Annotated in this window: 21 protein-coding genes; 7 read left to right on the plus strand and 14 right to left on the minus strand. The window is 65.7% G+C overall.

All coding sequences use genetic code 11. The features are described from left to right. Positions 1-99: 99 nt before the first annotated feature. The 3 genes from NATOC_RS12000 to NATOC_RS12010 all read right to left on the minus strand — a co-directional run bounded on the left by NATOC_RS12000 (position 100) and on the right by NATOC_RS12010 (position 5,572). Positions 100-1,923, minus strand: a complete 1,824-nt coding sequence (locus tag NATOC_RS12000) for a tRNA ligase subunit PheS family protein (protein WP_015321717.1) — start codon at positions 1,921-1,923, stop codon at positions 100-102. Next, positions 1,923-3,434 (minus strand): phenylalanine--tRNA ligase subunit alpha, encoded by a 1,512-nt coding sequence (gene pheS, locus NATOC_RS12005; RefSeq protein ID WP_015321718.1) that lies wholly within the window; start codon positions 3,432-3,434, stop codon positions 1,923-1,925. Before pheS ends, NATOC_RS12000 begins: the two co-directional genes overlap by 1 nt. A gap of 557 nt (positions 3,435-3,991) precedes the next feature. Then, the gene (locus tag NATOC_RS12010) at positions 3,992-5,572 is read right to left on the minus strand and encodes a tryptophan--tRNA ligase (protein WP_015321719.1); all 1,581 of its coding nucleotides are present in this window, start codon (positions 5,570-5,572) and stop codon (positions 3,992-3,994) included. 525 nt (positions 5,573-6,097) lie between these two features. Here NATOC_RS12010 and NATOC_RS12015 point away from each other — a divergent pair. Further along, positions 6,098-7,003 (plus strand): hypothetical protein, encoded by a 906-nt coding sequence (locus NATOC_RS12015; RefSeq protein WP_015321720.1) that lies wholly within the window; start codon positions 6,098-6,100, stop codon positions 7,001-7,003. A 32-nt stretch (positions 7,004-7,035) separates the two neighbouring features. Next, the gene (locus NATOC_RS12020) at positions 7,036-7,437 is read left to right on the plus strand and encodes a methylated-DNA--[protein]-cysteine S-methyltransferase (protein WP_015321721.1); all 402 of its coding nucleotides are present in this window, start codon (positions 7,036-7,038) and stop codon (positions 7,435-7,437) included. 78 nt (positions 7,438-7,515) lie between these two features. On the opposite strand, the gene endA is transcribed toward NATOC_RS12020, so the two are convergent. Together endA and NATOC_RS12030 are read right to left on the minus strand one after the other, a co-directional pair. Next, complete coding sequence (gene endA, locus NATOC_RS12025; RefSeq protein ID WP_015321722.1) at positions 7,516-8,553, minus strand: tRNA-intron lyase; 1,038 nt, start codon at positions 8,551-8,553, stop codon at positions 7,516-7,518. A gap of 78 nt (positions 8,554-8,631) precedes the next feature. Then, positions 8,632-9,396 carry a hypothetical protein gene (locus NATOC_RS12030; RefSeq protein ID WP_015321723.1) on the minus strand — a complete coding sequence of 255 codons (765 nt, stop codon included), beginning with the start codon at positions 9,394-9,396 and terminating at the stop codon, positions 8,632-8,634. Positions 9,397-9,496: 100 nt separating this feature from the next. Here NATOC_RS12030 and NATOC_RS12035 point away from each other — a divergent pair, with 100 nt between their 5' ends. Continuing rightward, positions 9,497-10,204: a hypothetical protein gene (locus tag NATOC_RS12035; protein WP_015321724.1), complete on the plus strand. Its 708-nt coding sequence runs from the start codon at positions 9,497-9,499 to the stop codon at positions 10,202-10,204. 21 nt (positions 10,205-10,225) lie between these two features. Here NATOC_RS12035 and phnE read toward each other — a convergent pair whose 3' ends face one another. Genes phnE through NATOC_RS12050 form a run of 3 tightly spaced genes read right to left on the minus strand, consistent with a single transcriptional unit; the run spans position 10,226 to position 12,929 of the window. Then, positions 10,226-11,113, minus strand: coding sequence for a phosphonate ABC transporter, permease protein PhnE (phnE, locus tag NATOC_RS12040; protein WP_015321725.1), 888 nt, complete (start codon positions 11,111-11,113; stop codon positions 10,226-10,228). After that, entirely contained in the window at positions 11,110-11,877 is a 768-nt protein-coding gene (gene phnC, locus NATOC_RS12045; RefSeq protein WP_015321726.1) for a phosphonate ABC transporter ATP-binding protein, read from the minus strand. Before phnC ends, phnE begins: the two co-directional genes overlap by 4 nt. A 35-nt stretch (positions 11,878-11,912) precedes the next feature. After that, a complete protein-coding gene (locus tag NATOC_RS12050; protein WP_015321727.1) occupies positions 11,913-12,929 on the minus strand; it encodes a PhnD/SsuA/transferrin family substrate-binding protein in 1,017 nt (338 codons plus the stop codon). Positions 12,930-13,090: 161 nt separating this feature from the next. Between NATOC_RS12050 and NATOC_RS12055 the strand changes: the two genes are divergently transcribed. After that, positions 13,091-13,609, plus strand: a complete 519-nt coding sequence (locus NATOC_RS12055; protein WP_015321728.1) for an AAA family ATPase — start codon at positions 13,091-13,093, stop codon at positions 13,607-13,609. Between the two features lie 69 nt (positions 13,610-13,678). Continuing rightward, positions 13,679-14,854, plus strand: coding sequence for an HD domain-containing protein (locus NATOC_RS12060; RefSeq protein WP_015321729.1), 1,176 nt, complete (start codon positions 13,679-13,681; stop codon positions 14,852-14,854). Between the two features lie 12 nt (positions 14,855-14,866). Here the strand turns inward: NATOC_RS12060 and NATOC_RS12065 are convergent, their stop codons facing one another. Next, a complete protein-coding gene (locus tag NATOC_RS12065) occupies positions 14,867-15,175 on the minus strand; it encodes a MazG nucleotide pyrophosphohydrolase domain-containing protein (protein WP_015321730.1) in 309 nt (102 codons plus the stop codon). Between the two features lie 247 nt (positions 15,176-15,422). On the opposite strand from NATOC_RS12065, the gene thsA reads away from it, so the two are divergent. Together thsA and NATOC_RS12075 are read left to right on the plus strand one after the other, a co-directional pair. Next, positions 15,423-17,081: a thermosome subunit alpha gene (gene thsA, locus NATOC_RS12070; RefSeq protein WP_049888762.1), complete on the plus strand. Its 1,659-nt coding sequence runs from the start codon at positions 15,423-15,425 to the stop codon at positions 17,079-17,081. Between the two features lie 211 nt (positions 17,082-17,292). Beyond that, positions 17,293-18,285: an alanine dehydrogenase gene (locus NATOC_RS12075; protein WP_015321732.1), complete on the plus strand. Its 993-nt coding sequence runs from the start codon at positions 17,293-17,295 to the stop codon at positions 18,283-18,285. A 57-nt stretch (positions 18,286-18,342) separates the two neighbouring features. Here the strand turns inward: NATOC_RS12075 and NATOC_RS12080 are convergent, their stop codons facing one another. The 5 genes from NATOC_RS12080 to NATOC_RS12100 all read right to left on the minus strand — a co-directional run bounded on the left by NATOC_RS12080 (position 18,343) and on the right by NATOC_RS12100 (position 24,834). Further along, a complete protein-coding gene (locus NATOC_RS12080) occupies positions 18,343-19,779 on the minus strand; it encodes a sugar porter family MFS transporter (protein WP_015321733.1) in 1,437 nt (478 codons plus the stop codon). Positions 19,780-19,933: 154 nt separating this feature from the next. After that, positions 19,934-20,722 carry a YqjF family protein gene (locus NATOC_RS12085; protein ID WP_015321734.1) on the minus strand — a complete coding sequence of 263 codons (789 nt, stop codon included), beginning with the start codon at positions 20,720-20,722 and terminating at the stop codon, positions 19,934-19,936. Positions 20,723-20,798: 76 nt separating this feature from the next. After that, a complete protein-coding gene (leuS, locus tag NATOC_RS12090; RefSeq protein ID WP_015321735.1) occupies positions 20,799-23,516 on the minus strand; it encodes a leucine--tRNA ligase in 2,718 nt (905 codons plus the stop codon). Positions 23,517-23,663: 147 nt separating this feature from the next. Then, positions 23,664-24,083, minus strand: a complete 420-nt coding sequence (locus tag NATOC_RS12095) for an Hsp20/alpha crystallin family protein (protein ID WP_015321736.1) — start codon at positions 24,081-24,083, stop codon at positions 23,664-23,666. 295 nt (positions 24,084-24,378) lie between these two features. After that, positions 24,379-24,834 carry a peroxiredoxin gene (locus tag NATOC_RS12100; RefSeq protein ID WP_015321737.1) on the minus strand — a complete coding sequence of 152 codons (456 nt, stop codon included), beginning with the start codon at positions 24,832-24,834 and terminating at the stop codon, positions 24,379-24,381. Between the last annotated feature and the right edge of the window lie 26 nt (positions 24,835-24,860).

The raw sequence follows: 24,860 nt of genomic DNA on the forward strand, positions 1-24,860 counted from the left end.
GGTTGCGTTCGTTTCGGCCGACCGGTCCTGTTCTCGCGCGTCGTGGGACCATCACGCCGTCACGTCCGCTTGCGTTCGAACCGACCGTCGTTCGGCCAGCTACCGGAGCGCCTTGAGATCAAACTCGAACGCGGCGACGGGGACCTCGAGATCGTGTTCGACGAGGACCTTCGGATGAATCTCGCCGACGACGCCGACGACCTCGCCGTCGAGGACGACGTCGGCCGCCCGACCCGGGATGAAGGTCGGATGCTCGGTCGCGGGCGTCTCGAGGGTGGCGTCGAAGTCGCGAGCGATCGCCTGGAGACGCGCCTTGGCGTCCTCGTAGCCGGCCTCGTGGTCGGCGAGGACGGCGCCGACGTGACGTCCCTCGGCGACGCCGGTGTTCTCGGTTTCGTCGAGTTTGGCGGCGAAGCCGACCTCCGAGAGATGTTGGGGATACGCGCGGTGGGTGTTGTTCTCGAGGACCTGCAACAGCGAGGGCAGCGTCCAGGTTCGTAGCATCGTGAAGTCCTCGCTGTAGGGTTCTTTGATCGTCGCGGGCTCGCCCGTGCCGTAGGCGTCCGTTCCCGGTTCCACGTCGAGGCGCTCGTAGTTCTGTTCCTCGTCGATCATGTGGAAGTTCAGCAGGTCCTCGAAGCCCAGTCCGACGAGCTGCGTTCGGACCGCGCGCTCGAGCCGGGATCGGTCGTGGCGGCCGCCGACGGTGCCGACCTCGGGATACCGGGGCTCGAGGTCGTTGAACCCGTAGGCCCGCCCGAGGTCGTCGATCACGTCCAGCGGGTGGAGGACGTCGACGCGATAGGGCGGGATCGTAACCTCGTAGACGAGGTCGTCCGTCGACGCGGCGTCGTCGGCTTCCGACTCGCTCGAACCCTCCGTGCCACCCCGTTCCTCGAGCCCGTCTCGGTCTTCCAGGGGTGTGATGGTGCTCTCGTCGTCATCCGTCGCTCCGTCCTCGCTTCTCGCGGCGTCGAGCCCCGAGCGTTCGGCCAGGTCGATCACTTCGTCAGGGTCGAGGCCGATCCCGAGGATGCTCTCGATGCGGTCGTGGGGGATTCGCTTCGTCTTCGTCGAGAGGTCGGGACGCACTAACTCGCCGTCGTGGTACTCAACCCGAACGTCTTCGAGGGTCGCACCTCGTGCCGCGAGCGCGTAGCAGACGATGTTGAGCATCTTGTCGATCGTCCACTGATCGGTGCCGGTCATCTCGACGAACAGATCGCGCGAATCGGTCGAGACCTCGGTCCGACGACCGTTGATCACCGGCGGAAACGAGAACAGCCCGAGATCGTCGTAGATCGCGGGGTAGCGCTCGTACTCGCTGACCAGCTCGGCGTACTCGCGGCCCGTCTGGTGCTCCTCGAGGACCTCCCCGGGCGTCATCTCGGTGTCGGCATCGAGGGGCACGAACCGGTCCTCGTCGGGCTCGACGCCGACGTACCGGATCGTCGGATTACCTTCGGTGGCCGGACTGCCCCGCAGCATCGTCAGATCGTGAATCCCGATCGCGCCCTTCGCGCGCTTGCGGCCCATCGTCGCGTGGAGCTTCTCCTGGAGCTGGATGAGCGAGTCCAGACCGTCCTCGTCGAGATCGACGTCGCGGATCACCGCGCCCGTGACGTACGGTCGCTCGTCGGGTACCGACTCCTCGACCTCGATGGTCCAGTCGGCGCTGTTCGTCGAGGGAACGTGAACGCCTTGGGCGTCGCCGTACTGGTACCGCATCGAGCGCGCGACGCCCTCGACCGAGAGCCGGTCCAGACGGTCGGGTGCGAACTCGAGTTCGAACTCGTCGTCCTCGGTCCAGCCCTCGAACTCGAGGCCGAGCCCGAACAGATCCTCCTGCAGTTCCTCGTCGCTTTTCTCCTCGTGGCCGGTCAGCTCGCGCAGCTCGTCGGGGTCGATGTCGACGGTTGGCATCAGTAGGTCACCTCCGCGTTCCGCAGGAACTCGAGGTCGGCAAGCGTCCCGTGGAGGTCGCGGATGTCCTCCGCACCGGTCGTGAGCATGGCGAGCCGTTCGAGGGCCAGCCCCCAGGCCATGACGTCACAGTCGACTCCGAGCGGTTCTAACATCTCCTCGCGGAAGATCCCGGAGTTGCCGATCTCGATCAGTTCGCCCGTCGTGGGGTGAGTACCGAACAGCTCGAAGCTCGGTTCGGTGTAGGGGTTGTAGTGGGGTTTAAATCGGATGTCCTCGATCCCGAACTGGGCGTAGAACTCCTCGAAGGTGCCCATCAGATCTCGAACGGAGAGATCCTCGGCCATCACCCAGCCCTCGATCTGGTAGAATTCGAGCAGGTGGGTCGCGTCCAGGGTGTCGTTGCGGTAGGCCTTCTCGACGCTGAAAAAGCGGGCGGGCGGTTCGATCTCGCCGATCTCTTCGCCCGAGAGGTACCGCGTGGACAGCGAGGTCGTGTGTCCGCGCAGCGCGAGCGCGCGGGCGAACTCTTCGTCCCACGGGGAGTGGTAACCCTCGCCATCTTCGCCGACGCCCTCGCGGTGGGCACGCTCGACGGCGTCGACGAGGTCCTCGGGGAGGTCGTCGATGTGAGTCGGCTGTTCCAGGGCGAATCGATCCCAGTGCGTGCGGGCGGGGTGGTCCTGGGGCATAAACAGGCAGTCGTTGATCCAGAAGTCCGCGTCGACGTGGGGGCCGTCCATCTCCTCGAACCCCATCCCGACGAGGACGTCCTTGACCCGTTCAGACATCTCCCGAAGGACGTGTACCCGACCGCCCTCGACGGTTTCGGCGTCGGCCTCGACGTTGTACTCGGCGAACTCGACCTCGTCCCACTCGCCGCTGGTGAGTAGCTCGGGCGTTACCTGGCCGACCGTCTCTGCGGTCTCGACACCAGCCATCAGCTCCGTGACGCCTTGCTCGGTGAGTTCGACCTCGCGGACCGTCGATTCTGTGACCTCGGCGAGCCCGCGGCGCTCGAGCTGTTCGAGGACGTCCTCGCTCCCCTCGAGTGTTCCCTCGTCGACGAGCGATTCGAGGGCGGTGGCCTCCGGATCCGCGGCGGGGTCGGCGTCGGGATCGGCCGTGAGCTCGCCGCTGTCGATCGAGCCGTACCCCTTCCGAGCGTAGTTCGAGAGCGCGATGTCGACCTCGTCGCCCTCGAGTCCGGAGGTGCCGATGACCTGCCCCATCTGGGCGGGGTCGGCGTCGGCACTGGCCTCGAGGGCGGCCTCGTAGAGCCGAACCTCGGGCAGGCCGTCCTCGACGTACGTGCGTCCCTCGTTGGTGAGCGAGATCGTTTCGTCGACGCGCTCCGTGACGGCGACCAGTTCCTGCTCCTCGAGCTCGAAGGCCGCCCCGGTGACGGTTTCGGGCGGCAGGTCGGTCGCCGCGGCGAGGGCGTCGACGGGCGTCGCCTCGTCGGCGTTCGCGGCCTCCAAGACCGCGACCTGTGATTCTGGTAGTTGCATTCGCTTGTCTGAATGGCTGTCGGTCGGTCAGTTAGCGGTTCCGACTCCGTTCGGCGCGCGCTCCTCGATCGGACTGCCCGACTCGGGCGCTGCTCGAGGGCGCGACGGTCGCGGACGGTTTCGCTGAGGACGATCGGTGTGGTCGTCCTCGGCTCTACCGGCCCGGTTACCGGGCGAAAAAGAAGCCGAACCCCTGAGCCGTAGCTGACTGGCGGACGACGCACCGATCGCCGGGTTCGGATGCCATATGCGAACGATTGCAACTGTGGTGCAAAAGCGTTACGCAACGTTCACTAGTCGGGATTCATCCTTCGGCCGGTAGTGTTCCACGCGACAGCACTACTCCGAAAGTCCCACCCAGCGGCGGCTGACGAGGGGCCGTCACGGAGAAACAATACGGGTAGCTGGAGGAAAGCGTGTCATAGAGTTATTCTCGTGGAGCTGCTCTCATCCTTATTCCAGTGTACCAACCGCTACGTACAGATATGTACGTACCGTCTGTCGAGTGGTTGAAAAGAGGTATAGGAACCGGTCTATGACTCCCTCGGAGGAGTTAATCAGGCCGTCCGCGGCGACTCGAGCTCGATGTCGGCGTCCTCGAGCAACCCTTCGACCTCGTCGCGTTTCTCCTGGTGTTCCTCGAGGAACTCCTTCATGAGCTGGGCGGCCTGTTCCTTGCAGTCGCCACAGAGCCGTTCGCCGCCGACGCACTCGTCGTACACTCGCTTTGCGAACTCGTCGTCGTCGCTCGCCAGTAGGTAGGCGTACAGCTCGTAGACGGGACACTCGTCGGCCTTCCCACCTTTTTCGCGTTGTTCCTCCGCGGTCTCGCGACCGCCCGTCGTGGCGGCCTTGACCTTGTCGTAGCCGTCCTCGGGATCGTCCAGCAGGGAGATGTGACTCGCCGGCACCGAGGAGGACATCTTCCCGCCGGTCAACCCAGTCATGAAGCGGTGGTAGATCGAGGACGGCGGGCGGAACCCGTAGCCGCCGTTCTCGACCTCGACCTCGCGGGCCAGCTCCTCGGCCGCGCCGACCTCGAGCTCGAAGGCGTCGACGTGGTTCTCGTAAACGCGTTTCTCGCCGTCGATCGCGTCGATCAGCGCGTCGAACGCCTCGTCGGTCGCCCGGCGGTCGAAAAAGCGCGTCCGCGGGCGGACGGGCTCCATACCGGCTTCCTCGAGTTTCGTCAGGACCGAACTGAGCGTGTCGGCGGGGACGGCGAGCTCCTCGAGGGGGGTCTCCTCGATCGCCTCGGCGACGTGGACACAGCGCAGCTGGTCGTCGTCGAAGGCTTCCGGGTCGAGTTTCTCGTGAAAGTCGGCGACGAGGTCGCGCTCTTCGGGCTCGAGCTCGAAGCTCGCGTAGGCCTTCGAGACCTTGAAAAAGCGGGTGCGCTCGGCCAGATCGCGGGCCAGGCGAACGTGGGGGTCCTGATCGGGACCGACCGGGATGACGGTCGGTTTGGGCTCCTCGAGCTGGGGGTAGAGGATGTCGGCCATCTGGGTGACGACCGACTGCATGTGCGAGACGTCGGTCTCGCCGTCGAAGCCGTAGATCGACTCCAGCTCCGAGAAGTTGGCGTCGGCGCCGAGCTCGAAGGCCAGATCCTGCAGCTCGCGGTTCGTCGACTGGCGGTACAGCGTTCCCTCGTCGGGGTCGAACCCGAGCGCGAGCAAAGAGAGGAGGTAGTCCCGAGCGTGCTCGTCGATCTCGTCCCAGCTCATCCCGCGGGCCGAGTTCGCCTCGAGGTCGGCGATTAGCCCGTAGGCGTCGGCACCCTGCTGCTGGTGCCAGATGATCTCGTCGAAGACCAGCTTGTGGCCGATGTGGGGGTCGCCGGTGGGCATAAAGCCCGAGAGGACGGCGGCGTCCTCGCCCTCCCGCAGCGCTTCGGCGACGGGTCGGTAGTCCCGGTGGCCGAAGATGACCCCGCGACGCATCAGGTAGTGGGGGTTCGGCACCTCCTCGAGGACGTCGTCGAACTTCTCGATGCCGAACTCCTCGAACAGCTTCCGGTAGTCGGAGACGGCCGAGGAGCCCCACGGATCCAGCGCGACGTCATCCGCGCCTGCTGCTCCACCATCCGCGAGCGGTTCCCCTGACTCGGACTCCTCGACTGACTCGTCTCCGGTCATTAGCTGCGTTTTGGCGCGCCAGCGCGCAAAAGGCTTCGGCTTCGCGACTCGAGGTCGATCCGTCGAGAGTCGGCTCGTGAAACGGTTGTCGCCATCTCCACGAATCGTACCCTCGATCGCCGTCGAACGACGCGTCGACCCTCGTTCGACGCAGGTTTTTGTCGGATTATGAGAGTATGCACGTACTGAACTGATCCCGAATATCGAACACTCTCCGGACCATATCGCTCACAAACTGGTTACAAACACCGACTCTCCCGCCAGAATCCACTTAACGGACGAGACGCTCACGGTACCCACGAAACCGTATCGAAGCGGAACGCCGCCGACCATCGAACTGTCCGTTTCGCACCTCGATGCCGTGATCGAGCGTGCTGACGTAGTCGATGGTGGGCGCAACGTCGCAGGTTCGGCGGCCTCCACATACCGGCGTCGGAGTGGGAGCGAACCGGACTCGGATGACACTGGAACGCGGACGGCGCCGCCGTCGGCGAACCGTTTTCGAACACCGCCCGACGGCTCGAGGTGTGGGCCAGTCGGGAGGATGCGCTCTACGAAAGCGAGCGCGACGATTGGTCGTTCGACCACCTCGAGCCGATTCCGGAGGCGTCACCGCTGATCCAGGAGTGGGAACCCCCCGCTGATGACGGACCCGATCGGCCGCCGGTTCCGCTATCGACCCCGGAGCTCGTTCTCTCCGTTCTGCACGCCGAGGACGCAGCGTCGCGAACCAACGGCTTCGACCGGCTCGAGGTCGGCCGAATCAGCGGTGTCGAAATCCTCGATGAGCTAGAAGAGTGGCCGACCGAGCCCGAGGTCGAGACGGTGGATATCGACCCGTCGCCTCGACACCCGCGCGTCGACTACGAGGCGCTCGACCCGTTGCCACAGACCGACGACGTCCTCGCGGCGGTTCACGCGATCAATCGCCACGCGAAACGGTTCGACACCGAAGCCGATCGAGCGTACCGGATCGGCGACGGTGCCCGGGCTCGCGTCTACTCGCTCAGGAAGAAGGCCCTGTACAGAACGAAGACGGTCGCGGTTCACCGGCTCGTCAAGGCGGATCCGGAGCGAACGCGGGTGGTCCGTCACGATCTCAACGGCGTCGACGAGATGTACTGCTTCTATTTCGGGGACGAGTATTCGTTCCATCAGCCGATCCCTGCGGTCGCTGACGAGCTACTGGATGGTATCGCCGCCGACGATTTGGAGACGACGGCGATTGATTTCGAGCCGTCGGCGGAGACGCAGGATCTCGAGTACTCGCTCGGCGAAACGTTGCGTTTCCTCGCGAGTCACCGGCTCGACGCTACCGACTACCTGGACGCGACGACCGTCGAAGACTACGACTGGGGAGTCGAGCTCTCGACGACGTTCGACTGCCTCGAGACGGACGCCCCGAGTGAGTCAAGCCACGGCGATCGGTAGCGTGAACCGTCAGCGAACCCAACCGGGACCGAATGTGGAGTCACGTGTTCGACCACGGGATCGAAATCGACGACTCGAGAATCGAGGCGTCCTCGGAGACGATTCGCGACCAGCTCCGTGAGTACGAGGACGGTGCCCGCGAGACGTTCGTCCTCGAGATAGCGTACCCCGACGATTTCACGGGAGCCGTTATGCGACCGATCGCGGCGATTCCGTTCGGCGAGACCCGCACCTACGGCGACCTCGCGGCCGACCTCGAGACGGCACCGATCGCCGTCGGGCAGGCCTGCGGCCGGAACCCGGTCCCCGTCGTCGTCCCCTGTCACCGCGTCGTGGGTCACGACTCGCTCGGCGGGTACGCCGGCGGCCTGGCGCTGAAACGGCGCCTGCTCGAGCACGAAGGGGGTTCGATTCCGGGACTCGAACACCAGTAGCCGGGATTCGAACCTGAACTCTCTCGTGGTACTTGGAACGGTAATTATCTCGCCTGTAGGCAACGGTCGTGGAATTCCTCAGGGCGTCAGCCGCTCGACCGACCACCACTCGATGTCGTCCTCGGCGACCAGCGCGAACACCATCGTCTTGCGGACCCCGTGGGCCAGCCGAACGTCGAGGGCGATGTCGCGAGGCTCGAAGACGTGATCGGCGGGATGGACCCGCACCAGCAGTTCGGAGTGACCGAGATCCTCGACGCTCTCGACGTCGGCGTAGGTCCGGAAGTCCGCGCCGAACTTGTATCCGGTCTTGGGGACGATATTGCGCTCGCGGAGTTCGGCGTAGACCCGCAGTCGGCGATCGAACCGCTCGCCCTCGACCTCGCGGCCCCGCTCCCGGACCGCCGCGGGATCGAGGCCGAGCGCGCCCCGCTCGGCGAGGTAGGTCGCCTCGAGCAGGGAACACTGCAGCGTCGGCTCGTCGTACTCCCGACCCTCGAGGGGCTGGCCGTAGAACGTCCGTTCGTACAGCTCCAGGGGCGGCTCCCAGACGACGACCCGGTCGGCGAGCAGATCCGCGCTACAGCCGTCAGGGAGTCCCGTCGCGGAGGATCCCGACGGGTCCCGTCGGCTCACCTCGAAGTACGTGATCTCGCTTTCCTCGTCGACGACCGCGAGGACGCCGTCCTCGAGGTCCCGTCCGGCGACGTCGGTTCGCTCTCCGAGAACCTGCAGGGCGTAGGCGATCTCGCCGTCGTCGGGTCCTTTTCCGCGGGGAAAGACGGCGAACTCCGTCTCCGGTGGATCCTCGATCCACGGCTCGGCGGCCGGCGAAAGGTAGAAGCCTCGCTCACGGAGGTCGGCATAGACCAGAAAGCGAACCCCGAAGTCGGGGCCGGGCTCGCGGGCCAACAACGATCGGAAGTCGAGTCGCTCGTCGCCGTCGACGACGGCCGCGAGATCGCCCCGGTAGAGTAGATGTGCCGCCTCGACCGGCGCGAGGGCGATCTCGTTGCCCGCAAGCGGGTAGCCGTAGCCCCGCGAGTCGTGATAGCGCTGGCGGGCGTCGCCACCGACGCGGACGACGCCGTCCTCGAACCGCCCCTCGAGTGACATACGCGATTCTTTGCCGGACATCACTAAGTGGCTGTGGATCGCGCCCGGACACGAGCTGTCCGTGGCGATCCGGCCGGATCAGTCGTCGACGCCGGCCTCGACCCGGTACTCGCCGACCCGCCCGCAGGTCGCGTCGAGACAGCGCGCGCCGGTTCCGGTCTCGAAGGTCGGTAGCCCGCAACCGCAGTCGCCGTCGAGGACGCCGGCGGGGATCGCGAACCCGGTGTCGCAGTCGGGGTAGTGCTCGCAGCCGGCGATCAGCCCGCCCCGGCGGAGGATCCGCAGGTCGCCGTCGCAGTTCGGCTCCGGACAGTTCCACTCGCGGTCGAACGCCTCGCGGACGGCCTCGTCCAGCGACTCGCAGCCCCGGTCGAGACAGACGTCGAACGCGAGCCCGCGCTCGACGCGCATTCGCGGGAGGCCACAGCCACAGCGTTCCTCGCGGATCGTCGCGTCGGAGGGGATCCCGTACCGGTCGCCGCAGTCGACGCAGTGGACCCCCGAGGAGCGAACGAGTGCACCGCCACAGTCCGGACAGGAACCGACGGGCGTCCCCGCCGCCGAGGACGGGTAGTGGGCGAACCCGTCCTGATCGTGGGCGGCGATCCGCAGGGTCTGGGTGTCTTTCTTCGCGACGAGCGTGAAGTCGTTCGCCCGGTCGCTCGAGACGCTGTCGGCCCGGGTGAGCCAGGCGACTGGCTGGTAGCCGTCGACGTCGTGGACGAGGACGGTGTTGTCGGGCTTGACGAGAGTCGTCACTCGGCCGCGGTACTCCGATTGATCGCTGTCCTCCGCGATGACGGTACAGTCGCCCGCGAGGACGCGGATGGCGTCGTCGATCACGGACGGTGTTGGCCGCGCTTCGGTACTTAAATTCGAATCCGGAGTCGACACCGTAGCTACAACGCCACACCTTTCTCTCTGCTCGCGGATCGGCCACTGTATGGCGGATTCGAACGAGGACGTCGATGTGGTAGACGCCGACGGACTCGAAGAGGAGGTCACGGCCCTGATAGGGGCGCTACGAACGGCCGAGGAGCCCGACGACGAGCTTCGGCGTCGAGCGGAGTCGGTCGTCGGGGAGCTGCAGGATCTCCTCGCGGCGGCCGACGGCGGACACGCACCGATCGACACCCGGACTGGCGGGACGATCACGCCGCTCTCGCCGACGCCAGAGCGGATCGACCTCGTCGACGTGGCCCACGCGCTCTCGAATCTCAGTCGGTTCACTGGACAGGGGAAGTACTTCTACAGCGTCGCTCGCCACTCGGTCCACGTCAGCCGCGAGGTCGAGGCCCGCGGCGGGGATCGGTCGGCACAGCAGTGGGGACTGCTCCACGACGCCAGCGAGGCCTACCTCTCGGACGTCCCCGCGCCGGTCAAGCGGAGCCTCCCCGGATACACGCGCGCCGAGCGACGGCTCCAGACGGCCGTCCGCGACGCCGTCGGGCTCGAGCTGACGGCCAACGCGGAACGGCTCGTCGACACGGTCGACGCCGACGTCGGCCGCTACGAGCTCGCGGTTCACTTTCCGAACGAGATCCGCGAGAAGCCCGCCCTCAAGTACGTCCCCGACGATATCGATCCCGCTACGGACGCGAAGACGCTGTTTCTCGAACGAGCGCGATCGCTCGGAATCGAGATCGACTGAAAAGAGCGCCGGCGAGCGGTTCTACTTGACGGCCGATTCCGCCATCCGCTGTGGGAAGCCGACGATGAGCGCGATCAGTCCGTCGGCCTCCTCGTCGTCCCGGAGGTACGAACGGATCCGCTGGCTGATCATCTCGACGACGACGATCAGCACGAAGACGACCAGAATGCCGGCCATCATGTTGTCGTAGGCCCGCATCCCCTGCTGGACCTCGATGACGACGCCGATCCCGCCGCCGCCCAGCAGTCCGAGCGTGACGGCCTGTCGGACGTTGACTTCGAAGATGTACAGCGTCCAGGCGATAAAGGAGGTCTTGACCTGGCTCAACATCCCGAAGGTGACCGTCTGGGATTTCGACGCGCCGGTGGTCTCCATCGCCTCGATGGGGCCTTCCTTGACCTCCTCGAGTTCGTCGGTAAAGAGACGACCGAGGTTACCGATCGTGCTGACGAAGATCGCGATCGTCGAGGTGATCGCCCCCAGCCCGCTCAGCGGGATGAAGATGAAGAACCACACCAGCGCGGGGATCGCACGGGAGACGGCCATGATCGAGCGGAAGATGAAGTTAAACGGGAAAGGAGTTACCCGACCGCTCCCCAGAACGCCGAGTGCGAGCGCGAACGGGATGCCAAAGACGGTCCCGACGAATCCCATCGCGAGCGTGATCCCGGCCTCGAGCGGCAGGTTCTCCTCGATGAGGAACTCGAGATCCGGAACGTAGTTGACGACCTGATCGGTGAAGTACGGCCACTGCTGGTAAAGATAGCTAAACGAGAAATCCATCAGCCGGATCGAGCCGTACAGCGCGGCGACGAACACCACCGAGAAGAGCGCGTACATGATCCAGCGCACCCGACGGGTCAGCCGGATCTCCTCTAACCGTTGTTCGATCGCCGTATCCGCACTCATTGCTGTGCCTCCGCCGTGTCGTTGCCGGTCGACAGGAACTCCTCCATATCGATACCGCCGTACAGTTCGTCGATGACGTCAAGCGTCAGCTCGTCGCCGTAGCCGTCGAAGACCAACTCTCCGTCGGCGAGTCCGATGAACCGCTGTCCGAACTGCCGGGCGAGGTTAACCTGGTGGAGGCTGATCATCGCGGTCAGGCCGCGCTGTTCCGCCGCGGTACGGAGATACCCCATCACGGTCTGTGCGCTCCCGGGATCGAGGCTCGCGACCGGTTCGTCGGCGAGAAGGATATCCGAATCCTGGACGAGCGCTCTCGCGATACCGACCCGCTGTTGTTGGCCGCCGCTCATGCGACTGGCCCGCTGTTCGGCCTCGTCGAGCAGCCCGACGGTCTCGAGCGCCTCGAGCGCTTTGATCTTGTCCTCTCGATCGTTGAACCGGAGGAGACTCTCCATGTAGTCGGCCCGACTCAACGCCCCGGTGAGGGCGTTGGAGTACGCGCTCATCCCCTCGATAACGTTGTGCTGCTGGAAGACCATCGAGACGTCCTGTCGATGGGACGTGACCGGTTCATCCTGCACGTACACCGCACCCTCCGTCGGCGCGGTAAGCCCGTTGATACACCGCAGGAGCGTCGATTTCCCCGATCCCGAGATACCGAGCACGATCACGAACTCCCCCTCGGCGATCTCGAACGAGACGTCGTTCAGTGCGACGGTCTCTCCGTACCGTTTTGTAAGGTTTTCAACCCGGATTGCGGACATAATAATTCGATTGCCCTATGTAGTCTCTCTGCCGGCTACTCCTCCTCAAAGTCTTCGAATTCGAGCCCCAGCTCGTCGAGGACCTCGTTGACCGGTTCGTAGTCGTCTCTGTCGGCTTCCTCGATTCCGGTGAACCAGAGTTCGTAGTCGTCGTCGACGTCCTCGGGGATGAGATCCTCCTCTTCGGCCGCGAGCAACGCCTCGACGATGTCTTCGCGGACGGGGTCGTCCCACTCGCTTCGAGCCATGATCGGCGCTCGGGGAAGCGGCTCCGAGACGTCGAGCAGCTGCAGTTCGTCCGCGCCGTCCTCGAGTGCGCTCCCCGCGTCGTCGTACTCCGCGGAGTGTTCGACGAACTCCTCGTACTCGTCGAACGCCTCCTGGGGAATCTGCGGTGCGGACGCGAACGCACCCGTCGTCGCGGCCGCGACTGTGTCGTCGTTGACCATCTGCTCGCGGGCCGTGTCGTGGTCGCCTGCGGTCTGGATCTCCAGATCCTCGGCGTCTCCTTGCGGGAAGGTGCCGATATCCAGTCCCGCGTCGCTTAGCATCGTCGCCGGCGCCAGCGTCCCGCTGAACGACATCAGCGCGCCGGCTGCCACCGACTCACCCTCGAGGTCCTCGACGCTCTCGATGTCGCTGTCCGGCGTGGTGATGATCGTCGAGAAGTACAGCGGCCCGCCGAAGGCTGTTCGCATTCCGAGGACGTCGGCGAACCCTTCGCCACCGGGCACTGCCGTCGGCGACGTGTCGGCCATCTCGGCCTGGTTCGCGTCGAGGGCTTCGAGGGTCTCGACGTAGCTGCCGGCACGAATGAGCTCGATGTCGGCACCGGTTTCGTCCTCGAGGTACTCCTTCATCGGGGTGTACTCCTCGATGATGTCGGTCTGTTCCTCTGCCGGATTGAGAATGAATCGAACGGCGTCGCCGCCGTTGTCGTCTCCGTCACCGGTTTCTCCGAGACAACCAGCCAGCCCTGCGAGCGCGGCTCCCCCGGAGGCCGCCAGGAACGTTCGTCGGGTGCTGTCGCCACGGCGTGGTGTCTGCGCCATATCTAGTAGGTGAACCGAGCCGGGATAAAAACAATGATAATTTCACGCGTTATTTTGCTCTTTTCATATTTATCGGTACGTGTCCGATAAAATACGACTGGAAGCGTGCTGGGTCGGAAGAATTCGGTCGGATTTAATACCAGTACGACAGACCACATCCTGTGGCCCGCCCAACGCTGATCGTCTACTGTGGCTTGCCCGGTGTCGGCAAATCGGTCGCCTCCGCCTACACTGCCGAACAGCTCGGGGCCGAGCGCTACCGAAGCGACCGGGTCCGCAAACGGCTCTTCCCCGACCCCGACTACACGAGCGAGGAGACCGACGCGACCTACACCGAGCTGCTCGGGCTCGCTCGCGAGGACCTCTCGGCTGGTACCGACGTCGTCCTCGACGCGACGTTCCAGTCGAAACCGTACCGCGATCGGGCCGGCGAGATCGCAGACGCCGTCGGCGCCGACTGCACGTTCGTCCACGTCGACTGTGACCTCTCGGTCGTCAAGGACCGCATCGAAAGTCGAACTGATTCCGTCAGCGACGCCCGGTTCGAACAGTACCTTCAGCTGCGTGAGACGTTCGACCCCCTCGACTGCGACCACCTTACGATCGACAACTCGGGCTCGCTCGAGGATACCTACACACAGATCGACCGTGCGCTGCTCGCACCGGTCGCCACACAGTAGGTCTGAGATCGGTTCCCAGTCGACACCGAGACCATCGCGGCTAAGAGTCCGGTCCGCCGACTGTCGGTCGTGACGACGATCAAGGACAGCGTTCACGACTACATCGAACTCCATCCGACAGCGGAGGCGCTGCTCGATACCGAGCCGATGCAACGGCTCCGGTACGTCCGGCAGCTGAGCACCGTCCAGCTCGTCTATCCTGCCGCGAACCACACCCGCTTCGAGCACAGCCTCGGCGTCTATCATCTCGCCTCGCGGGCCGTCGACCAGCTCGACCTCGAAGACGCCCTCGCCGACCGCCTGCGGGCCGCCGCGCTGGTCCACGACGTCGGCCACGGCCCGTTCGGTCACCAGACCGAGCGCGCGATCGAACGCCACCTCGGGCGCCACCACGACGAGATCGGGTGGCTCCTCGCGGAGACGGAACTCGGGACGGTCCTCGAGGAACAGGGGATCGATCTCGACGCCGTCGCGGCGACCGTCGACGGTCGCGGGCCGCTGGGCGAGCTCGTCTCGGGCCCGCTCGACGTCGATCGGATGGACTACCTCGTCCGGGACGCCCACCACACCGGCGTCCCCTACGGAACGATCGACCACGCGCGGCTAATCCGGGCGTTCCGGCTCGTCGACGGCGAGCTGGTCATCGCCGACGACAGCGTCGCCAGCGCCGAAAGCGCCCTGATCGCCCGAACGCTGATGAACGCGACCGTCTACCGCCACCACGTCTCCCGGATCGCCGGCGCGATGCTCGATCGCGCCAGCGAGCGCGTCCTCGCCGACGGGGTCGCCGATCCCGACGCGTTCGCCCGCCTGACCGACGAGGAGCTGCTAGGCGTCCTCGCCGACTACGAGCCGACCGCCGAGTTCGCGAGCCGTCTGCGTAACCGACGGCTCTACAAGCGCGCGGCCTGGGCCAGACGCGAGGACGTCCCCGAGACGTTCGTCGATCTTTCGTACGACCGCACCCGCGCCCTCGAGCGTGAGATCGCGGACGTCGCCGGCGCCGATCCGTCGGCCGTGATCCTCGACAGTCCCGGCACGTCCTCGTCGCCGGAGTCCCGAGCTCGGATTCTCGTCGACGGCGAACCCCAGCGGCTCGGCGACCGCTCGCCGTTGGTCGCCGGTCTCGACGCCTGCGCGCGCGAGATCTGGCGGCTCGGTGTCTACGCCCCGCCGGACGTCCTCGAGTCGGTTCGCGAGGCGACCGTCGACGTCCTCGAGCTCGCGGGCGATCCGGCCCCGTAGTCGGTGCCGACGCTACTCGCCGGAGCCCGGTGATCCGTCCATCGAGAGCCGGCGGTCGTACTTCGCGAGTGCCTCGTCGAGGGCCGTGTCGGCGTCGATTTCGAGGGCGTCGGCGACCGCAAGCGTCGCGAAGAGCACGTCCCCGAGCTCGTCGGCGCTGATCTCGAGCTCGTCGGGGTCGTCACCGTACTCCGTCGACTCGTTGGCGTCTTTCGCGAGTTCGCCGACCTCTGAGACGAGATCGAGCAGTCGGTACGCGGGCGGCGTCTCGAGGTCGTGTTCGGCGACGAACGCCGCGACCTCTCGTTGTCGATCCTCCATACGTCACGGGCACGGGAGCGCGAGCAAAACTCCGGCGGTTCGGGCGACGAGGTGACCCGGAACGGATCAGCGCCGACACGAGCGCGGTACCGACGCGAGAACGTGCGGTGGCCGATCACTCTTCAACGGTCTTCGCCGGTTCCGTGTTACGCCGTCGCGTTCGAGTCTGTCGATCAGCTGCAGCCGACAGCGTAACACTTATATAGAATAGCAATCAATCCTTCGTCTGACTATGGCACAACAGCAGATGGGCAACCAGCCCCTTATCGTTCTCTCGGAGGACAGCCAGCGAACGTCCGGTAAGGACGCTCAGTCGATGAACGTCCAGGCCGGCAAGGCGGTCGCCGAGTCGGTACGGACCACACTCGGTCCCAAGGGGATGGACAAGATGCTCGTCGACTCCTCGGGCAACGTCATCGTCACCAACGACGGCGTGACGCTGCTCTCGGAGATGGAGATCGACCACCCCGCAGCGGACATGATCGTCGAAGTCGCCGAGACCCAGGAGGACGAGGTTGGCGACGGTACCACGAGCGCCGTCGTCGTCGCCGGTGAACTCCTCAGTCAGGCCGAGGACCTCCTCGACCAGGACATCCACGCGACCACCCTCGCCCAGGGGTACCGCCAGGCCGCCGAGGAGGCCACGGAGGCCCTCGAGGAGATCGCCGTCGACGTCGACGAGGACGACGACGAGATCCTCCACCAGATCGCCGCGACGGCGATGACCGGCAAGGGCGCCGAGAGCGCCCGCGACCTGCTCGCCGGACTCGTCGTCGACGCCGTCCAGTCGGTCGCCGACGACGACGAGATCGACACGGACAACATCAAAGTCGAGAAGGTCGTCGGCGGCTCGATCGAGAACTCCGAGCTCGTCGAGGGCGTCATCGTCGACAAGGAACGGGTCTCCGAGAACATGCCGTACTTCGCCGAGGACGCCAACGTCGCGATCGTCGACGGCGACCTCGAGATTCAGGAGACCGAGATCGACGCCGAGGTCAACGTCACCGATCCCGACCAGCTCGAGCAGTTCCTCGAGCAGGAAGAACAGCAGCTCCAGGAGATGGCCCAGAAGGTCGCCGACGCTGGCGCCGACGTCGTCTTCGTCGACGGCGGCATCGACGACATGGCCCAGCACTACCTCGCACAGGAGGGCATCATCGCCGTTCGTCGCGTCAAGTCCAGCGACCAGAGCCAGCTGGCCCGCGCGACCGGCGCCTCCCCCGTCACCAGCGTCGACGACCTGACCGAGGACGACCTCGGCTTCGCCGGCAGCGTCGCCCAGAAGGAGATCGCCGGCGACCAGCGCATCTTCGTCGAGGACGTCGACGACGCCAAGGCCGTCACCCTCATCCTGCGCGGTGGCACCGAGCACGTCATCGACGAGGTCGACCGTGCCATCGAGGACTCGCTGGGCGTGGTCCGGACGACCCTCGAAGACGGCAAAGTCCTCGCGGGCGGCGGCGCCCCCGAGGTCGAGCTCTCGCTTGCCCTGCGGGATTACGCCGACTCCGTCGGCGGGCGCGAGCAGCTGGCCGTCGAGGCGTTCGCGGACGCCCTCGAGGTCATCCCGCGCACGCTCGCGGAGAACGCCGGTCTCGACCCCATCGACTCGCTGGTCGAGCTGCGCGCCGACCACGACGGCGGCAACGAGGCTGCCGGACTGGACGCCTTCACGGGCGACACGATCGACATGGGCGAGGAAGGCGTCTACGAGCCGCTGCGAGTGAAGACCCAGGCGATCGAGTCCGCCACCGAGGCTGCCGTCATGCTGCTGCGCATCGACGACGTCATCGCCGCGGGCGACCTCGCGGTCGCCGACGACGATGATGACGAGGAGATGCCGCCAGGCGGCGGTATGGGCGGCGGCATGGGCGGCATGGGTGGCGGTATGGGCGGCATGATGTAAGCGAGGTTCGAAGAACCTCAACTATTCGAGCGGGGAGTGTGCGACCCGCGAGGGTCGGATCGGCCCGCTCGGCCACCCACCCATCCGTTCGCGTATCGTCTTCGACCGATCGTCGGCCCACACGTCGATTTCTTTCGCCGCTTGTCCCGACAGCCGCGGGTACGCTCGACAGTTAGCACGACTTAAGTACCAGCCCGCAATATTCGCCGATATGCAGACGCTTCTCCTGGACAGCGACGACGTCGACGAGCACGCGCGGATGGCGGACGTCATCGGTGCGGTCGAGGACGCCTTCGGCGCCTACGAGCGCGGCGACGCCCAGATGCCGGCCAAATCCTACATCGACCTCCCCAAGTACAACGGCGACTTCCGATCGATGCCCGCCTATCTGGACGCGGGCGAGTGGGACGCGGCGGGCGTCAAGTGGGTCAACGTCCACCCCGACAACCCCGAGGACCACGATCTGCCGACCGTGCTGGGGACGATGATCTACTCCGACCCCGAGACCGCTTCGCCGCTGGCGATCATGGACGGAACCGCGCTGACGATGAAACGAACGGGGGCGGCGGCGGCCGTCGCCACCGACTACCTCGCCGTCGAAGACGCCACGTCGATGGGACTCATCGGGGCGGGCGTCCAGTCTTACACCCAGCTCGACGCGATCAGCGCGATCCGTCCGATCGAGGAGGTCGTCGTCAGCGACCTCGACGACGACCGCGTCCAGCGGTTCATCGACGCCTACGACGACGAGTTCGACGTCCGCACGGGCTCGATCTCCGAGGCGGGACACTGCGACGTCCTCTCGACGGTGACGCCGGTCCGAGATCCCGTCGTCGGCCTCGAGGACGTCGGTGACCACACCCACATTAACGCTATCGGCGCCGACGCCGAGGGGAAACACGAGCTGTCCGACGAGCTGCTGCTCGAATCGACCGTCGTTATCGACGATCACAAACAGTGTACCCACTCCGGCGAGGTCAACGTCCCCTACAACGAGGGGACGCTTACGGACGACGATATCTACGGCGAGATCGGCGAACTCGTCGTCGGCGAGAAGGCGGCCCGCGAGGACGACACCGGCGTCACGGTCTTCGACTCCACCGGGCTCGCGATCCAGGACGTCGCGGCGGCCCGCGTCGTCTACGAGGACGCCCGCGAGCACGAGGCCGGTTTCGACTTCGGACTGATTCACACCGACCGGTAGTCGCTGGCTGCAGTCGACCGACCGAACTTCGCTTCTCTCCCGAAACAGAAACGGCGCTCAGTCGTCGCTCCCGACGGCGTCGGGGCGATCGTCCGGTCCGACGAGGGTCTTCTCGCGCAGATCGGCCTCGATTTCCTCGAGCGTCCGCCCCTTCGTCTCCGGAACGAGCTTGTAGCAAAAGACCAGCGCGGCCAGACAGCAGGCGCCGAAGAGCCAGAACGTGCTGGCCTGGCCGACGGCGTCGACCAGCCCGAGGAAGGTAAGCGAGACCAGCAGGTTCGCCGCCCAGTTAACGACCGTCGCGGCGCCCATCGCGGTACCCCGAATCTGTGTGGGGTAGATCTCGGAGATCAACAGCCAGAAGACCGGGCCGAGCCCGATCGCGAAGAAGGCGACGTACAGCATTAGACCGATCGTCGCGAGCCAGCCGACGATCCCCGAGAGCCCGGGCAGGAAGAAAGCGAGCCCGAGCAGGCCGAGCATGACGGTCATCCCGACGAGCCCCGTGAGCAACAGCGGGCGCCGACCGGTTCGATCGATCAGGAGCACTGCGACGACGGTCATCACGACGTTGACGACGCCGATCCCGACCGTCGCCAGAATCGAGGCCGTGTCCTGGAACCCGGTGGACTCGAGGATCACCGGCGCGTAGTACATGACGACGTTGATCCCGGTTACCTGCTGGAAGGCGGCCAGTCCGACGCCGACGACGAGCATCGGCCTGACCCACGGTTTGAACAGGTCGCCGACGGTGCCGGACTCAGTTTTGACCGTCTCCTTGATCTCGCGGAGCTCCGCGGCGACGCGGCCCTCCGTGCGAGTACGAGAGAGCACGTCGCGGGCGTCCTCGACCCGCCCCTGTTCGTATAGCCAGCGGGGACTCTCGGGCATGAACAACATCCCGGCGAACAGTACGACCGCAGGAACCATCCCGAGACCGAGCATCCAGCGCCAGTCGCCGCCCCCGGAGAACGCGTAGTTCACGAGGTAGGCGACGAGGATCCCGCTCGTGATCGTCAGCTGATTGAGCGAGACCAGCGACCCGCGGATCTTCGGCGGCGCGAGCTCGGAGATGTACAGCGGTCCGACGACGGAGGCGAAGCCGATCCCGACGCCGTTGATCAGTCGACCGAAGATCAACACCTCGACGTTCGGCGCGATCGCCATGACGAGCGAGCCGACGAAGAAGATTACGGCACCGACGAGGATGAGTCGCCGTCGGCCGAGTCGGTCCGCGAGACGGCCTCCGAACGCCGCCCCGACGATCGCACCACCCATCGCTCCGCTGACGATGAGCCCCTCGACGAACGAGGCACTCATCGGGTAACCAAACAGCGCGGTCAGATCGAAGCTGTTCTGGATGTACAGCATCGCGCCGGCGATGACGCCGGTGTCGAAGCCGAACAACAGTCCGTTGAGCGCCGCCAGCGCGGCGACGACGTAGACGAAGGAGTTTCGTCCGGTCCCCTCTGGAGTCGCGTCTTTCGTTGCCATGCGGTTAGAACTCGAGCGTTCTTTCTAACCCGAGTAAACTAATCTGTCGCTTTCATATAACAGATGAGAATAATAGTAGAATATAACGAACGATCGTCGGCACCGATCGTTCCCCGCCGCTCGAAGCTACTCCGAGTGACGTCCTCCCACGACTTCAGTCGTGGGCTTCCGCTATATTTGTGTCAGGAAGCCAGCGAGGGATCGACCCCCAGATCGGGAGCCGATCGCAGTAGTGGACGACGGGGTCGGCCGTCGGTGACGGCAACCCGTTGGCAGCGAACATCGTATTCGCCTGAATCGTGGCCTCGGCCGGCTGAAGCGGCCACGGGTCGTGAGCGATCTCGGCGCCCATCACGCCCCGTCCGGAGGGTGCGTAGAACCGCCGTCGCTCGGTGAGCCAGTAGGCCAGCGAACCCGTTTCGGGCGGGGAGACGTCACCGTCCGGACGGTACGACGCCGCGAACCGGGCCGGATTGCCCGTCTCTGACCGCCGCCGCTCGCTCGAGAACTCGATCCAGTCGCCGTCGTCCTTGAGGGACATCCGGGCAGTGTAGACCGGGAGCCGGGTCGCCCGACCGATCGATTCGCCGACCACTGGGTTGTCGACGTCGACGCTGAAGAAGTAGAGGGCAGGGTCACCGCGGTGTTCGACGTACGTCCGGACGTTGAGCTCGGTAATGCTAACCCTCGTAAACGCGGGCGTCCCTCGCACTCCGGCGTCCGCGAGGACGAACGGTAACACGCTCAGCCAGGCCTGCCCGTCCCGAGTCTCGAGGGTGAGCTGATCGGGAACGTGGGGGCGGAGCGCCTCGGGGTCGATCGGCCAGTGGACGAATAGCCCCTTCCGCCAGGTCATCGCGCCGACGTACGGCGCCTTCGGGCTCGCTTCGTCGGCGACCGGCCACCGGGCGGGATCCGACTGCGTTCTGCCGTCGTTTCTCATTCGGTGTCTCCACTACCCACAGGAGTGAAAATAAAAGAACAGCCTGCCCGTTCCACGCTCGTCGGCGAGGGTGCCGTCAGTTCGCGGAGCCGTCCTCGATCTCGATCGCCGGCCGTCCGGGCTCGGCGTTTTTCAGGACGCTGTCGTCGGCCTCCTCGGCGCGGCGAACGGTGACCGGCGCCTCGAACTCGCGTTCGAGCAGCCACGCGGCCGCCTCAAGGGCCTCGTACTCGGCCCCGGGATCGAGCGTCGCCGACAGCGCCTCGCGCTCGGCCTGCAGGTCCTGGCCGTAGTCGGCCGCGGCGTCGCCCTGCTCGCGGATGTGTGGCTCCTGCATCAGCTCGCCGATCAGGTTGTCGGCGTCGCTCTGGACGGCGATCTCTAAGGCGTCGTACTTCCAGTCGGGTGCGATGACGACCTCGATCTCCTGGGGGTTTTCGATGCCGGCGACGTCGACGATATCGCGGACGTCCTCGCGTGTGTTCTCGACTAACTGGCGTCGTTTCTGGACGTACTCGCGGTCGATCTCGGCGGTGGGCCACTCGGCCTCGGCCGCGAACCCGTCGTAGCCGAGCGCCTCGTGCAGCTCCTCGGCGATGTGGGGCGCAACGGGCGCCAGCAGCCGGACGACCGTCGACAGTCCTCGCTCGTAGGTGTCGGCGTGGGGGTCGGCGTAGTCAGCGTACTGCCGGAGCGTCCGCACCAGGTCCTGGGTCTGTCGCAGCGCCCGGTTGAACGTCAGCTCGTCGTACTTCTCGGTCGCGATGGCGACCGTCGCGTCGATCTCGCTCTCGACGTAGCTCGCGATCGCGTCGTCGTCGCCGTCGGGATCGTTCTCGACGAAGTCCTCGACCATCCGCTGCAGGCGCGTCAGGAAGGCATACGTCGAGCGCACGCCCTCCTCGCTCCAGTCGAAGTCCCGCTCGGGCTGGGCGGCCTGCATCATGAAGAGACGGGCCGTGTCGGCGCCGTACTCCTCGACGATCCGCTGAGGCGAGACGACGTTGCCCTTCGACTTAGACATCTTCTCGCCCTCCAGCTGGACCATCCCCTGGGCAAGCAGGTTCGTGAAAGGCTCGCGGTGCTCGAGGTCCTCGTGGTCGGCCAGCACCTTCGTAAAGAACCGCGAGTACAGCAGGTGCATCACGGCGTGTTCGATCCCGCCGACGTACTGGTCGACGGGCATCCAGTCGTTTGCCCGCTCGCGATCGAAGGGAGCCTCGTCGAGGTCGGGCGAGACGTACCGCAGGAAGTACCACGAGGAGTCGACGAACGTGTCCATCGTGTCGGTCTCGCGGGTCGCGTCGCTGCCACAATCGGGACAGGTCGTCTCTTTCCACTCCTCGGCGGCGTCGAGGGGGTTGCCGGTGGTGTTGATGAACTCCGGCAGCTCGACGGGCAGGTTCTCCTCGGGGACGAGGACGGGCCCACAGTCCTCGCAGTTAACGACCGGGATCGGCGTCCCCCAGTAGCGCTGGCGGGAGATCCCCCAGTCCCGCAGCTGGTACTGGGTCGTCCACTCGGCGGTGTCGATCCCCTTGGTCAGCCGCTCGCGGGCCCGCTCGCTCGAGAGCCCGGAGTACTCCCCGGAGTTGACCAGCACGCCGTCCTCGGTGAACGCCGCCTCGCTGACGTCGGGCGCCTCGGGAACGGTCTCGCCGTCCCAGTCGTCCGGTTCGGGGGCGACGACGGGGACGATCTCCTCGTCCATCTTCGTCGCGAAGGCGTGGTCGCGCTCGTCGTGGCCCGGCACCGCCATCAGCGCGCCCGTCCCGACGTCCGAGAGGACGAAGTCGGCGACGTAGACGGGGATCTCCTCGCCCGTCACTGGGTTCGTCGCCGTCAGATCGGTTTCGACGCCGTTTGGCTCGTCGCCCTCCGGGTCGGCCTCCTTCTCGATGAAGTGTCGGACGTCCTCGTCGTCCTCGGCGACGTCCTCGCTGATGGGATGGTCCGGCGCGAGCGCGAAAAACGTCGCGCCGTGGATAGTGTCGACGCGGGTCGTAAAGGCCGTTACCGGCCCGTACTCCCGCGGCTCGCTTTCCTCGCCGCGTCCGTCCGAGGCGTGTAGCGCCTCGCCGACCTCGAACTCGAGTTCGGTCCCTTCCTGGCGGCCGATCCAGTTGCGTTGCATCTGGCGCACCGAGTTGGGCCACCCCTCCAGCTCGTCGATGTCCTCGAGCAGTTCGTCGGCGTACTCCGTAATCCGCAGGAACCACTGCTCGAGTTCGCGCTGCTCGACGGGGGTATCGCAGCGCCAGCAGAGTTCGGCCTCACCCTCGACCTGCTCGTCGGCCAGGACGGTCTCGCAGTGGGGACACCAGTTGACCTCGGCGTCACGCCGATCGACGAGCCCCTCTTCGTGGAACCGGGCGAAGAGCCACTGGTTCCACTTGTAGTAGTCGGGGGTGCAGGTGGCGATCTCCCGTTCCCAGTCGTATCCGAACCCCATCGACTCCATCTGGTCGCGCATCGTCTCGATGCAGTCGACGGTCCAGTCCCGGGGGTTGGTGTCTCGTTCCTTCGCGGCGTTTTCGGCGGGGAGGCCGAAGGCGTCCCACCCCATCGGATGCAAGACGTCGTCGCCGCGAAGCCGTCGGTAGCGGGCGTAGGCGTCCGTGATCGTGTAGTTCCGAACGTGACCCATGTGGAGTTTCCCCGACGGGTACGGGTACATCCCGAGGACGTACGTCGGATCCTCAACGTTGTCGGGGGTCCGGTAGACGTCCGCCTCGTCCCACGCCTCCTGCCAGCGTCGTTCGACCGCCGCGTGGTCGTATTCCGCGTCGCTCATCTGTTTATATACGTGTAGGAGCCGTCGCCGACCTATACCTTTCTATACAGCTTACTGAACGTTCTTCCAATGGCTACCCGGGTAGAAGGTCGTTCGGCCTTCGGGGCCATCGATACCACGGTGGGGTCGACGGCACGTCGAGTGCGCTTATTCGATATCGATCGCCTTCGTGTCGTCGCCGCCCTCGAGTTTCGGCAACCGTACCGTCAGCACGCCGTTCTCGTAGCTTGCCGACACCGACTCCTCCTCGACGGGTTCGGGTAGTCGGATTCGACGGTTGACTGACTTGCGGGTCCGCTCGCGACGGAGGTACCGCTCTGATGCCTGCTCGATCTCGTCGGTCCGTTCGGCCTCGAGTCGCAGCGTTCCCTCGGCGAGAGTGAGTTCGACGTCGTCGGTGTCGTAACCGGGCAGATCCGCCGTGACGACGTACTCCTCGGCCCGATCGGCGACGTCGACCGGAACCGAACCCGGTACCTGGAGGCCGCCGCCTGTCATCCCGCCCTCGACCTGTTCGCTGACGCGGTCGAGCATCTCCTCGATCTCCTCGAACGGATTGCGGCGCATACGCTACCGTAGGTGCTCGATCGGGATAAGTTCTGCTCGAAACGAACCAGTCTCTCCGGAAGGGCCACGCGAACAGGTGGCTCGGCTCCTCCGTGCTCTCGTCCCCGAGGAGGCGTGGCCCGTATCGTCGTGGTTTTCACACGCGATACATCGTCCAGCCGATCACCGGACTTGCTATCGTCCAGCGACAGCTATCCGTTTGTTCCCTGCTCTCATAAAACATGTGCTTGGGATACTCATGCATGCCATGGCGCCGATCGCTCTCCTGACGTCCAGTCGTGTAGTCGACGGTCGATTACTCCGGCAGTGAGACGCGACCGTCCTCGAGCGCGTCGAGTAACACCTGGCGAGCGTGGCCGTCGGGATCGACGTCCTCGTAGGCGGCCTTGACCTCGCCGTCGCCGATGAAAAACGTCGTCCGGGCCGTCGCTCCGTTTCGAACCTCGACGTCGAACGCCTTGGCCAGTTCTGCGTCGGGGTCGGCAAGCAGGTCGAACTCCAACCCCTCCGACTCGCAGAAAGACTGGTGGGAGTCGACGTCGTCGGTCGAGACGCCGTAGACGTCGACGCCGGCCTCGTGGTAGGTCTCGAGTTCGCGCTGAAACTGGGTCGCCTCGGTCGTACAGCCGGGCGTCTCGTCTCGCGGGTAGAAGTACAGCACCGTCGGCCGCTCGAACTCGAGGGTGACGTCCTCGCCGTCCTGGTTGCGCGCGGTGACGGTTGGCGCGTCGTCGCCTGCAGTGAGTGCCATACTCGCACTACGGTGGGCGGGTGAAA

It is taken from the genome of Natronococcus occultus SP4, assembly GCF_000328685.1.
GTDB lineage: Archaea > Halobacteriota > Halobacteria > Halobacteriales > Natrialbaceae > Natronococcus > Natronococcus occultus.

What these genes read in the sequence shown, in the direction of transcription:
- NATOC_RS12065 (WP_015321730.1), bottom strand. Translation starts at nt 15,175, where the DNA reads ATGGAGGATCGACAACGAGAGGTCGCGGCGTTCGTCGCCGAACACGAC.
- NATOC_RS12100 (WP_015321737.1), bottom strand. Translation starts at nt 24,834, where the DNA reads ATGGCACTCACTGCAGGCGACGACGCGCCAACCGTCACCGCGCGCAAC.
- thsA (WP_049888762.1), top strand. Translation starts at nt 15,423, where the DNA reads ATGGGCAACCAGCCCCTTATCGTTCTCTCGGAGGACAGCCAGCGAACG.
- NATOC_RS12010 (WP_015321719.1), bottom strand. Translation starts at nt 5,572, where the DNA reads ATGACCGGAGACGAGTCAGTCGAGGAGTCCGAGTCAGGGGAACCGCTC.
- endA (WP_015321722.1), bottom strand. Translation starts at nt 8,553, where the DNA reads ATGTCACTCGAGGGGCGGTTCGAGGACGGCGTCGTCCGCGTCGGTGGC.
- NATOC_RS12020 (WP_015321721.1), top strand. Translation starts at nt 7,036, where the DNA reads ATGTGGAGTCACGTGTTCGACCACGGGATCGAAATCGACGACTCGAGA.
- NATOC_RS12095 (WP_015321736.1), bottom strand. Translation starts at nt 24,083, where the DNA reads ATGCGCCGCAATCCGTTCGAGGAGATCGAGGAGATGCTCGACCGCGTC.
- pheS (WP_015321718.1), bottom strand. Translation starts at nt 3,434, where the DNA reads ATGCAACTACCAGAATCACAGGTCGCGGTCTTGGAGGCCGCGAACGCC.
- NATOC_RS12000 (WP_015321717.1), bottom strand. Translation starts at nt 1,923, where the DNA reads ATGCCAACCGTCGACATCGACCCCGACGAGCTGCGCGAGCTGACCGGC.
- phnE (WP_015321725.1), bottom strand. Translation starts at nt 11,113, where the DNA reads ATGAGTGCGGATACGGCGATCGAACAACGGTTAGAGGAGATCCGGCTG.
- leuS (WP_015321735.1), bottom strand. Translation starts at nt 23,516, where the DNA reads ATGAGCGACGCGGAATACGACCACGCGGCGGTCGAACGACGCTGGCAG.
- NATOC_RS12080 (WP_015321733.1), bottom strand. Translation starts at nt 19,779, where the DNA reads ATGGCAACGAAAGACGCGACTCCAGAGGGGACCGGACGAAACTCCTTC.
- NATOC_RS12075 (WP_015321732.1), top strand. Translation starts at nt 17,293, where the DNA reads ATGCAGACGCTTCTCCTGGACAGCGACGACGTCGACGAGCACGCGCGG.
- NATOC_RS12050 (WP_015321727.1), bottom strand. Translation starts at nt 12,929, where the DNA reads ATGGCGCAGACACCACGCCGTGGCGACAGCACCCGACGAACGTTCCTG.
- phnC (WP_015321726.1), bottom strand. Translation starts at nt 11,877, where the DNA reads ATGTCCGCAATCCGGGTTGAAAACCTTACAAAACGGTACGGAGAGACC.
- NATOC_RS12085 (WP_015321734.1), bottom strand. Translation starts at nt 20,722, where the DNA reads ATGAGAAACGACGGCAGAACGCAGTCGGATCCCGCCCGGTGGCCGGTC.
- NATOC_RS12035 (WP_015321724.1), top strand. Translation starts at nt 9,497, where the DNA reads ATGGCGGATTCGAACGAGGACGTCGATGTGGTAGACGCCGACGGACTC.